The 12095-nt window shown below is 35.4% G+C and carries 10 protein-coding genes; 3 read left to right on the forward strand and 7 right to left on the reverse strand.

Features of this window, described 5'->3' with window-relative positions:
• Positions 1 to 7: 7 nt before the first annotated feature.
• The 3 genes from iolD to iolC are packed head-to-tail and all read right to left on the reverse strand — an operon-like array spanning position 8 to position 3774.
• Entirely contained in the window at positions 8 to 1873 is a 1866-nt protein-coding gene (iolD, locus tag EPU_RS04175) for a 3D-(3,5/4)-trihydroxycyclohexane-1,2-dione acylhydrolase (decyclizing) (protein ID WP_010167051.1), read from the reverse strand.
• A 23-nt stretch (positions 1874 to 1896) separates the two neighbouring features.
• Positions 1897 to 2727, reverse strand: coding sequence for a class II fructose-bisphosphate aldolase (locus tag EPU_RS04180; protein ID WP_010167053.1), 831 nt, complete (start codon positions 2725 to 2727; stop codon positions 1897 to 1899).
• A 24-nt stretch (positions 2728 to 2751) separates the two neighbouring features.
• Positions 2752 to 3774: a 5-dehydro-2-deoxygluconokinase gene (gene iolC, locus EPU_RS04185; RefSeq protein WP_010167054.1), complete on the reverse strand. Its 1023-nt coding sequence runs from the start codon at positions 3772 to 3774 to the stop codon at positions 2752 to 2754.
• Between the two features lie 359 nt (positions 3775 to 4133).
• On the opposite strand from iolC, the gene EPU_RS04190 reads away from it, so the two are divergent.
• From EPU_RS04190 to EPU_RS04200, 3 genes are all read left to right on the forward strand, one after another.
• A complete protein-coding gene (locus EPU_RS04190) occupies positions 4134 to 4886 on the forward strand; it encodes a DeoR/GlpR family DNA-binding transcription regulator (protein ID WP_255347272.1) in 753 nt (250 codons plus the stop codon).
• A 259-nt stretch (positions 4887 to 5145) separates the two neighbouring features.
• Entirely contained in the window at positions 5146 to 6156 is a 1011-nt protein-coding gene (locus EPU_RS04195) for a DNA adenine methylase (protein WP_010167056.1), read from the forward strand.
• A gap of 145 nt (positions 6157 to 6301) precedes the next feature.
• Positions 6302 to 8140, forward strand: coding sequence for an alpha/beta hydrolase (locus tag EPU_RS04200; protein ID WP_029487994.1), 1839 nt, complete (start codon positions 6302 to 6304; stop codon positions 8138 to 8140).
• Positions 8141 to 8332: 192 nt separating this feature from the next.
• Here the strand turns inward: EPU_RS04200 and EPU_RS04205 are convergent, their stop codons facing one another.
• The 4 genes from EPU_RS04205 to EPU_RS11485 form a co-directional block, all read right to left on the reverse strand.
• Positions 8333 to 9082, reverse strand: coding sequence for a hypothetical protein (locus tag EPU_RS04205; protein WP_010167060.1), 750 nt, complete (start codon positions 9080 to 9082; stop codon positions 8333 to 8335).
• Positions 9083 to 9194: 112 nt separating this feature from the next.
• On the reverse strand, positions 9195 to 9773 hold the full coding sequence (locus EPU_RS04210) for a hypothetical protein (RefSeq protein WP_010167062.1): 579 nt from the start codon (positions 9771 to 9773) through the stop codon (positions 9195 to 9197).
• 33 nt (positions 9774 to 9806) lie between these two features.
• Entirely contained in the window at positions 9807 to 10319 is a 513-nt protein-coding gene (locus EPU_RS04215) for a hypothetical protein (RefSeq protein WP_010167064.1), read from the reverse strand.
• Between the two features lie 86 nt (positions 10320 to 10405).
• Positions 10406 to 12079 (reverse strand): extracellular solute-binding protein, encoded by a 1674-nt coding sequence (locus tag EPU_RS11485; RefSeq protein WP_052296458.1) that lies wholly within the window; start codon positions 12077 to 12079, stop codon positions 10406 to 10408.
• Positions 12080 to 12095: the final 16 nt, after the last annotated feature.

Consider the following 12095-nt stretch of genomic DNA (forward strand, 5'->3'; position numbering starts at 1 on the left):
TATGTGATTAATACCATCTTGCGTATTCCAATCCAGCTTTCATTTCTTTACAGGCTTTTACTACACTATCTTTTTTTGCAACTTCTGCTGTACCAACTCTCCAATAATGTTCGTAACCTTCTGTCATAGTGCCGGGCTCGACCATAATTTCAATTAAAGTAGATACCTCCGATTGTCTACTAAGAGCAATTGCTTCATGAAGTTCTGCAATAGTAGTGACACGCCAAGAGTTGGCGCCATATGCGCGTGCGAGTTCAGCGTATTTTACATCGATTAGATTGCCGTCTAATTTACCGCTTGCTTCTCTATATCGAAATTCTGTTGCAAAGCCCATTTTATCCATTCCTTGCCATTTTTGCAGATTATGAATACATTGATGCCCGCTATTATTAAATAGCAATACGTTGATTTTGGTGCGTTCCTGTATGCTAGTATATAGATCAGAGTGCCCCATCATAAAGGCGCCGTCGCCAATAAAAGTATAGACATCTCTGCTAGGATCAAACATTTTAACGCCCAGTGCTCCAGATATTTCGTAGCTCATGCAAGAGAAGCCATATTCGGCATGATACCCGCCCTTATGATTAACTTCCCAAATTCGTTCTAAATCAGAAGGTAAGCTACCAGACGATACAACCACATTATCATGTTTTAATAGAGGATTTAGTTCCATAAGGACTCTAGTTTGATTTAAGTTTTCACCATTTTTGGCCTCTAATTTTGCAAGTGATTGCCGTATATCTGCCCAAGCTTGCTTAGCTTCAGATAGTTCGGTACCCCAATCAGCTTTATATCCGACTTTGCGAAGCGCATCACCAAGGGCCTTAATTCCTTCGCGCGCATCTGCAACAATCGAAACTGCTTCTAATTTAAACGCATCCATACGATTTGTATTGATAGAAACGATCTGGGCATCTTTGCTATATCCGGCCTTAGAATTAGTTACGAAATCATTTAGTTTTGTACCAACTGCTAAAATAATATCTGCTTTTTTACAAATTAGATTGGCAGATAACGTTCCACAAATTCCTGAAGCACCAAGATTTAGATCAACATCAGATAAAACTTCACCTTTGCCAGCTTGCGTTTCTGTAATTGGAATTTGGAATTCATTGGCAAAAGCGACTAACTCATCCCCGGCGTCACTATAACGAGTTCCGCCACCAGATACTATTACAGGTTTTTTGCCTGCTTGAATGGCTGCAACTGCTCTTTTGATAACGTCTTTGCCAGGCTCTGCGCGATCCACATACCAACAACGTTTTTGGAGAAACTCTTCGGGATAATCATATGGTTCACCTTGTACATCTTGAGGTATACAAATTGTAACAGCTCCTGTCTTTGCGGGATCAGTTAATGTTCGCATAGCGTTTAACATGGCTGTCATTAGTTGTACAGGGCGCTCTATTCTATCAAAGTATTTGCTGACCGCTTTAAAGGCATCGTTAGCTGTTAGCGTAGCATCTTGATCGTGCTCCATTTGTTGTAGAGCAGGGTCTGGCTGACGATCCGAAAAGCCTTCAGATGGCAAAAATAAAATAGGAATTCTATTTACAGATGCGGTACCAGCGGCTGTTACCATATTGAGAGATCCGGGTCCCATAGAAGCGGTGCAAGCAAAAATCGCGCGTCGTCTGCTTTGCTTTGCATAACCGACACCAACGTGTGCGATTTCCTGTTCATTTTTGCCAGCAATACATTTAATTTGATCTTGATATTCTTCGAGTGCCTGACCAAGCCCCACTGCGTTGCCATGTCCAAAAATTGCTAGAACACCATGAACAAACTTGCTTTCAACGCCATCGACCACTATATACTGGTTAATCAAAAATTCTACTAAAGCTTGTGCCATGGTTAGTTTTTTAGTTGCCATATACTCATTCTCCTTAATAACAATTATTTACTTTTTAAATTTTCCATTACTTTAATTGCTTCTTGAGTGACTGCTATCTGGGCATCTTCGGCCAAAATTAATTTATCATATTGATTTGGTTGTTCTGCCATGCTTTTTTTCAAAGTCTCAACAAACGCAACTCGAATGCCAGTGCCAAAATTTAGTTTAGCAACTTTTCCAGCAACTAATGGTTGTAGATCGTCTTTATAGATGCCAGAAACTCCGTGAATAACCAGAGGGGTGTCAATCGCTTGCTCGATCTCATGTAATCTGTCAAATTTAATACGCATTATAGGCTCATACATACGATGGATTTGCCCCACGGCAACAGCAACCCAGTCAACTCCACTTTCAGTAACAAAGCGTTTGGCTTCTTCGGTAGAAGTTGTTATATCTTTAGTTCCAGGTATATCGCCATAAGGAACTGAGCCGATTTCACCTTCTACAGCCACGTCAAAGCAATGCGCTATTTTAACAATTTCCCTTGTCATTGCAATGTTTTCGTCTACTGAATATTGAGAACCATCAATCATTACAGAACTAAATCCCGAATGTATTGCTCTCACTATTGTATTAAAATCTTGGCAATGATCAAGATGAAGTGAAATGGGTACTGCAGCGCATTTGATTAAGGGTAGCAACATACCTGCCCAAGACTCTATTGAGAGATACTTTGTGGCCAATTTATTTAGCATCAACAATGTAGGACAGTTGCAAATTTCTGCTGCTCTAATTACAGCAATAGCATCTTCAAATCCAAAAACATTAAATCCCACGATTGCTCCTTTAGTGTTGCTGGCATGAAGAATTTCTTGCTTTAAATTACTTTTCATTTTAATTACTCCCAAAGTTACTTTTTATTTTAACATCATAGATTCATTGATTTTTCGATATTTTTCTGCTTGCTCATAACTTGGCATATCTGGTGCACAACTATATCCCTGTAATACGATAGATGCACAAGCCGAACCTAATTGCATGGCATACGATAGTCCTTTGTTTCTTATAAGACCATACATAAAGCCTGCCGCAAAGGCATCTCCAGAACCAAAAGTCTTTTTGATTTCAGTTTTTATAACACCGCATTCTATAACTTGATTATCTTGAGTATAGGTCCAAGAGCCTCTTTCGCCATCTTTAACTACAACAATTTCGATGCCCATGTCTAAGAAAGTTTTTGCGGAAACTGAGTTGTCATTATTGTCGGGCATAACAGTATACTCGACTATGTCAAACTCTTCTCGATTGCCAATTATGATATCCATCTCTGCGCAAACTTGTTGATACACAGCAGAAGCCTCTGTAAGATTTTTCCATCCAAATGGTCTGTAATCGATATCTAATACCATTTTAGTATTATATTTTTTGGCATACTCAATAGCAGCAAACATAGCGCTTCGTGAAGGCTCTGCAGAAAAAGCTGTTCCAGAAAATAATAGATACTCAGTTTTTGATATCAATTCTTCATTAATTTCGTCAGGGGTTATTAGCATATCCGCTGTATTTTCGCGATATAAGTAGGTGCCATGGTGAAATCCTGTTGTATCTTTATTTTCATAGGTTCCACTATTTTTGATGTCTAATATTTCTAAAATGGCTAAACAATTTCTAGCACCAGTTTTATCAATTACCAAGCCGCTGACATTAATGCCTTGTTTTTGAAAATCATTGTAAATGTATTCGCCCATTCCATCTCCAGATATTTTGCCAATAAATGCAGTCTTAAGACCAAGTTTGGCGGCACCTTGGACAATATTGGCTGGAGATCCTCCGATAGATTTTGTGTAGGCATCGATATATTCAAAAGAAGTATTTAATTGGGTTGTATTAAAATCAATACCGGCGCGTCCTATCGTAACTAATTCTAATAATTTATTCATTTCACTCACTGATACCTCCTAATCTAATTTACCGAAGTTTGTTTATGATACACATTTTCATTTGTAATTATTTTGATATATTTGAGAATAGCATATCGGTATATGATATTCAAGTTTCATTGTGTTTCGCTTTGGTTTTTTGTATATTATATCTAGAAATTAGGACAATTTATTGTATAATTTGACTATATAATACTGCCTTAATATTAAAAGCAATATTAAATATATATTACGTTTATTTATTTACTTTTGATTGATTTCGTTCTATTGACTGCTATTTTTTTTTAAGATATACTGTACATAATATAGATTTTTAGTGACGAAAGGGGAATTTTGTTATATTAGGTAGGGTACATGAAATTCGAGAAATTTTATACACAAAAAAACAAATTAATGTAAATGAACTTGCAGCTTTTTACAACGTGAGTCCAGTATCTATTAGAAAAGACTTGGCTATATTAGAATGTGAAGGAGTATTAACTAGAGTTTATGGAGGTGGGATACTGAAAGAAGATCCTACAAAAAAACTTGCTTTTCTTAGTAGGGGTGATTATCCTATTTTAAAAAAAATAGCTCTTCGCGCTTGTGAAGAAATAGAAGAAGGAGATACTATATTTTTGGGTTCTGGTAGGACATGCTGCGAATTGGCTAAATTGCTATATAAATTTAATAGCATATCGGTAGTAACCAATAACATAGGATGTTTGGATAATTTACTGCGAGCTGGAGCGGAAATTTATTTATTGGGTGGAAAAGTTACTTCTACAGATGGTCTAACTTTGTTTTCTAGTCCTAAAAATAATCATCAAAATTCTGCAAATTTTTTAGAGAATATAAGAGTAGACAAAGCATTTACCAGTGCTTCGGCAGTTAACCTTAAACAAGGTCTGGCGGTATCATCGGTGATCAGTTTACCTGTGTATGATTATGTATCGAGGATGTCTCAGAAGTGGTATTTGATGATTGATTCCGATAAATTTGATACAGTAAATTTATATGCTGCAGCGAAATTCGAGGATATTGACTATATTATTACAGACTCTATTCCAGATAGCTATGAAGAAGCAATAGTAAATGCAAATGTGATTGTTTATAAAATCAATGAAGAGTAAATTAAAATATTTGTTTATATTGCACTATAAAGTTATTTTAAAGTAGTATTTCATAATAAAATAGCGAATATAATTTTTTTATTAGCTATGTTATACAAAATAAATAATGATAAAATATAGTGCAAGTGTGAGTGATAGAATATAAAAAATTAAAATATTAGTAAAAGCATTGTAATTTTGTTATTTTTATGGTATACATACAACACAAAGTGGTAGAGACCGCATGGGTAAAATAATATAAAAAAATGAGGATTTAAGAATGAATTATATAGGTTCAAAATTATCATTAATGGACTTTTTGGAAGATACTATATATGATATAACGGGATATACAAAAGGAAAGTATTTTGTTTTTGCCGATTTGTTTGCTGGGACAGGGATTGTTGGTGTTAATTTTAAAAAAAATGGATGTAAAGTTATTTCTAACGATATCCAGTGGTATAGTTATATTTTAAGTAAGCACTATATCGAAAATAATTCTGAGATGGATGTGTCGCTACTAAAATATTTAAACAATCTCGAAGGTGTCGATGGATTTATCTTTAATAATTATTGCGCAGGATCGGGTAGCAATAGAAACTATTTTTCAGATTACAATGGTCGTAAGTGCGATGCAATTAGGCAAGAACTCGAAAAACTATATGTAAATCGACAAATTAATGACAATCAATACTATTATTTTCTTGCAAGCTTAATAAATTCAATCGATAAATATGCAAATACAACATCAGTTTATGGCGCATTTTTAAAACACATAAAAAAATCAGCTCAAAAAAATTTTGAGCTTGAACTGCTACCAATAATAAAGGGCTCTAACGATGGAGTAGTCTATAATATTAATAGTAATGATCTAATTAAAAATATTAAAGGAGATGTTTTATATCTTGACCCTCCTTATAATGCAAGGCAATATGGTGCCAATTATCACATCTTAGAAACAATATCAAAATATGATAATCCCCAAATTAGAGGCAAAACTGGACTTCGAGATTACAAAAATCAAAAAAGTGATTTCTGCTCTAGGCGAACAGTAGAAGTTGCCTTTGAAAATCTTATTGCAGATGCCGATTTTAAGTTTATCTTTCTAAGTTACAATAATGAAGGACTAATGAATTTTGATGCAATTAAATTTATTATGGGAAAATATGGCAAATATAAAGCTGTGACTACTGAATATCGCAGATTTAAGGCAGATAAAATAGAAAATAGAAAATACAAAGTAGATGCGATAACGGAATATCTCCATTGCTTGATAAAGAATCAAGAATAAAGACTAAAGGATGAAATTTTAGTTTTTATTCTTTTTTTTGATAGTGATTATTTCTAGTGTTATATTATAATGTAATCGGACATATATTGAAAAGGAATATTATTATTAAATTTTATATGATTTTATAAAAAAAGGAGCATTTTTTATGAAAAAGTCACTAGCATTTTTGATGCTAACAACTATGGCATTAGGTATTTCGAATATTTATGCAGTAGAGCAAGATACAGCAAAATTTGTAAGATTGGACGACGAACCATGGCATTTCAAAGAATATCGTACATATAATCACATGTTCGGATTGCTTTCTTATACAAAAGATGGAATTGCAACAGAGGATATAGAGCTTGCAGCAGTTCCATCTAGTGCAGTTTTTAAAACTTGGGAGACTTTAAATATGCCTACTAATGATGATCATGCAGGATTTGAACCTCTAACCAAAAACGATGGAACTCCTTTGTTTAAACAATGGTCAGAAACTTGGGTTGCCGCAGAATTTAAATTGCCAGAAAATTTTACCAATAATGAAGATGTAACTTTGATATTGGGCGTGATTGATGATGCGGATGTAGTATATATTAATGGGCAACCAGTCGCATCTAGTGGATTTATCAATCATAACAAAGAAGCTATAATCAATACTAGCTCTACAGGGGGCTTTAACTATAATCCCGAAAATAGCGAAGACTCAATTGTGTTCGAAAAGTCTTATTGGGAAATTAATAGAGAGTATTCTATACCAGCAGATATTTTGAACGAAGGCGGTACCAATGAAATTGCAATAAGAGTTTTTAATAATAATGGAGATGGTGGATTTTATGTTGGAGATGGATATGCGATTTGTAGCGATGATATCGCTGTAAGAAAGGTAAAAGGCTTGCCAACAATTAATGGATATAGCGAGGAATTTGAAGAAATAATAAATGCGCAGAAAAAGGCAATTGAAGACTATAACTTTACTGCATATGCCAGAACGGTTATGCCAAATTATATGCAAAATTTTGAGAATAAGTCGGATTATTTGMTAGATTTCAAAAACAACTATAGCGAAGGATTAAGTGTCATAGATGCGGATCAAAGTTTTTGGCTAGATGATAATGGTGTATATAGTTATGAAGCGAATCGAAAAATTATAGATGCGTCAAATCAGGTTGTTTTGGATGCTGATATTACTCAATATTTTAGTGTTATTGATGATGTGTTCTATGAGCAAGGAAACATGAGCCACTGCTATACTACAACGTATGATTCGGCTTTATTTAAAGATAAAAATGGCAAATCTATCAAATTAAGCTATAATATTTATTTGCCACCATCGTATTATGAAAATACTAGTAAACAATATCCGGTAGTTTATTTGCTGCACGGAATAAATTCGAGTAGCAAATCATTTGTGACMGTGGACAAAATTGAAAGCTTTTTAAATGAGCAAATACAAAATGGAAATATTATGGAAATGATTGTTGTGATGCCAGATTCTGGGCTATCAAGTTGGTATGCTGATACAGAATACAACCCCACCAATCTTAATGGCACAGGCCCATGGGCATCTCATATTACCAGCGAAATAAGATCAGAAATTGAAAATAACTATCGCACTATAAATGAAGCTGAGTTTCGTGGCTTAACTGGAATATCTATGGGTGGTCATGGCGCTATGACTCTTGGTCTATCAAATCCGGATTTGTATTCTTCTATTGCAAGTCATATGGGAGCCTTAAGCGATGCCACACTATCTTTATTAAAATCTTTAAATGCGGAGCAAATGAAAGCGTATGATTTTTATCTGGACTGCGGGCTTCAAGACACTGCCGTTGATTATCAAAATACTGTAAAAACGCATGAATATTTATTGAGTATTGAGAAAGATCATGAATATAGCTTGAGAAATGGTGGACATAACAGTGCCTTTTATATGATAGGTATGGTAAATTCATTTAAGATGCACAGTGATCATTTTAGGAAGAATATGGAAACTTGTGATTAAATAATTGATTACCCTTTAATTCCAGAAGATGCGACACCCTCGATTAGGTACTTTTGGGCTATCAAACCGCCTCTATCAATTCATCTGGAATGGCCATAAATGCTTGCCTCATAAAAAATATCCAGGGCAATATAACTGCCCACATTGTATTCATTATTGAACAAAAAAAAGCCCCAAAATGGGGCTCTGTTGCTATCTAGATTTATTAAAATATTCATATGTTAAATTAAGCTGATACATTACAAATAAAAATATGAACATCAACAGAATACTGATCGCAATTAAAACTTCGGATCCAACAGTAAATATAGTGGATGGGATCACTTCACTTGCTACAACTTCAGCAGATGCATCGACAGAAAGGTCCAATGCAAAGGCAGAGAATACTACCGAAGCAACTTGAACAAYAAGCATTATTTTCCACAACGGTAAAAAGATCTTTGTCTTGGCATTTAATTTCATGGCAGTAGCGACGCGACGGAACAATGATGCATTGCGTATATTTTCTTCGGCATCAGCCGATTCAATCAATTCAGTTACAGTCTGTATATCCAGTGTTGTAGCATCAACAGCCATTGCAGAAAATACGGGTTTTGCATTCTCCTGTGCCTGTTCTAGCGTAGAAGCTGCCAAATCTTTAATGCCTAATATAATTATATATAATAAATACAGGTCGGCAAATTTCAGTGCGGCGCCGAGTAAGGACGCAATAGTTTCGCCGAGATACAACCCGATAAAGGAGTTGTTAATTAGTTCGAGTAATGTAATTATGGCAAGACCGATTGACCAAGGTTTTGCTGCAACAAAGTGTTTGCTCGTACTGGATAAAAATATTGCACCTTTCATTATAAAAAAGTATCCTAAGCAATCTGGAAGTAAATCGATTCCATTTAACGATATGCTAAAGAATATAAATAGGTATCCCCAAAATATTTGTGCCATGAATAAATCGCCCCCCCTACCTATAAAATATCACATKAATATGAAAATTTTAAGATAAATTGTTATTTTTATTATAAAAAAAGCGACACCCTATTAGTATCGCTAGTGAAGATTACGTAATATCTTCTGATTGGACATATGCAGCGGTTGCTCGTTGCATCATATTTAAAAACATAATTATGCCTACTATTTGCAATAGACTCAATGGAATTTGGATAGATGAATAAATCGACAGCGATTCGCTATCTATTATTATTAGTATAGGCGTAATAAATACTAGCAAAGCTGAAATTCGTGCCAAAATTAGTATTGGATTAGTATTTAATTTAATCTCCAAAGATGTAGCAAAATCTTTTATTCCCAATGTAATTAAACATAGTAGGTATATAGATGCCAAACTAAATGCAGCGCTTATCAGCGTCGCAAAGGGTGAGGAAAGCGATATATAATCCAACCCAAAAATTGACGAAAAAATTATGACTTCATATAATAACGAAACGATGGCAAGTCCAATTGCCCATTGTTTGGCTGCGACAAGCTTATAACTTTTGCTTTTCTCTATCCAACGTGTGAGTCCTATTGCAATCATTATATAGGCAATAAAATTTAAAGATGATATTCCTAGAATAATATCGTCAAGAATAACATCGTTAAAGAGTATAAATAAGTATCCCCAAAATATTAGTGTCATGTCTACCTCCTTATCTTTGTGTGTGGTATTAATTTAACCATGAGTGTATCGATACTTTCTGCGCATGATACTAATTCGTATAACTAAAATTAAAACTGCACAATATTGTACAATTTGTGTAACGAATAGTAACATAGGCATTACTTCAGATTCACTACCAATAAAACTGAATATTGCGTCAAAAACTAATAAAATAACTGAAATACCTAATGTAAAAAATACCAGTTTAGTTCTTAGTATTGCTCCCAAAGTTGTTGCAATGCTCTGAAAACTAACTGCTAGTAGATATATAAAATAAAGATTAGTTAAATTGAATGCAGTTGATAATATTGTTATTGAATTGTTTGAAAAGTTTTGCGTCTCAAATAAAAAAATAATTGCTTGAAAAAATGTAACAATGGAAAGCATCAGAGCCCATTGCTTTGCTGCTATCAGTGAATAAGTTTTTTGATTGACGAGCAGCGAAGATAGCCCAGCTGCAATAATCAAATAACCCAAGAAATTGGGTATAAAATTTATGAAATATCCCAAAAATATTAGTGCCATATGTACCTCCTTGTCCTATTATACATAATATATCGGCAAAAATTGGAAAAAAATAAAGACGAAACCGAAGTCTCGTCCACACAAATTTATTCAGATAATTTTAAATCGAGCGCCTCCTGATGCACTGAAATATATTGGTTTATACCGATATTACTTAGCTGTTCTAAATAGTCGTCCCATCCCTCGTCGATATCCACTTTGCCAGTGATAAAGTCGGCAGTTGCCTGATCGAGATACATTCCAAGATTGGTTTCTACATCAACCAAAATTCGAGAGTCATCCAAATCAAATGCTAATGGAGGAATCATAGTATCGATATCTTGCGCATGATCGATATAGTCTTGCCCGGCACGATAGAGAAGATACCCAACTTCCTCAGATGGTTTGTCGCTTACCCCGAACATAAGTAGCCAGTCTTCGTCGTGATACCCTGGTCCAAGTCCACCCCAGCTAACGTCTTTTGCCGCATCGGCTGAGAGGTTGATAACTTCTGCAGGTCCGCCAACATAATTTTTGGTGCCCTCTTCGGCTAGTCGATATCGTCCCGTCCCCTCTAATCCATATTCATTTGCAAAGGTGCCCTTGCCTTCAGCATCATACATATAGTCAAACATGCGCGCAACAGCTATTGGGTTTTCGCATCTGTTTGTGATCGATAAAACTGCCTTGCCAAAATCAGGTGTGTGCGCTGTAGAAATTAGCCCGGTTGGTCCTTCAATTGGTGGCACCCAAGTGTATTGTCCCCATCGCTCATGGTTTGTGGTATTGGCAAATACTGTAACTGACCCGCCAACTGTGGTGCCCACGACGGCAGCTGCAGGATTTGATGCCAACTTTATTAGCTGATCAGACGTTTGCGAGAAATACATAGGGTCAAATAACCCCTCATCATGAAGCTTATTCATAAATTTAAGCGCTTCTTTCCACTCATCTGTCGACTTCGCATAGAAAATTTGGCCGTCTTCATCAATATTTAGAAATTTGGACGAGTTAGACATAGGCTGAAACATGTTGCCAATAAATAGTGTAATATCGCCTGCCCATGATTTATAAGATCCGGTCAAAGGAATTTCATCGTTCGGGTCGCCATTGCCATTAGCGTCTTGCTCCTTAAATGCTTTCAGCACATTATAAAATTCGTCGATATTAGTAGGTACTTCTAATCCCAAATTGTCTAGCCACACCTGATTCATCCACATTTTATTGCCGACTTGGTTGTTAAGGCTGCCAGAAATTTTAGGAAGCGAGTAAATGTTTCCATCAGTCGCAGTCCAGGCGTCGACGACGTGTGGATTTTTCTCGAGCACTGCTTTCAAATTTGGCATATACTGGTCGATTAGATCGTTTAGCGGAATAAAGATTCCTTGAGATCCATACAGAGATAACTCAGAAAGGGTATTTTGCATTTCTAAAATTACGTCTGTATAGTCTCCTCCGGTCATCATTACATTAAATTTTTGCTTTTTATCTGCAGAAGTACATTCAACCCATTCGATCTCAACACCTGTCAAATCTTGGAAATGCTTTGTAAATAAATTTGTGTCATAGGCATATGTAGTTATATTAGTTAGCAAAGGTGCAAATGCTGTAAATGAGATATCAACTCCCTCTTTGACAACAGGGTAGGTGCCAAGTGGTGTATACAAATCTAAATTATCAGCTACGGTAGCCGCCGAGTCTGTATCGCCACCACATCCTATCAAAGTTGCGGAGATGGCAATTGCCGTCAGTGCTGTTAGTAAAAATTTCTTTATATTCATAATAGCCTCCAAAGTT

Origin of the sequence: Candidatus Epulonipiscium viviparus, from assembly GCF_000171335.1 — a bacterium.
Taxonomy (GTDB): Bacteria; Bacillota; Clostridia; order Lachnospirales; family Cellulosilyticaceae; genus Epulonipiscioides; species Epulonipiscioides viviparus.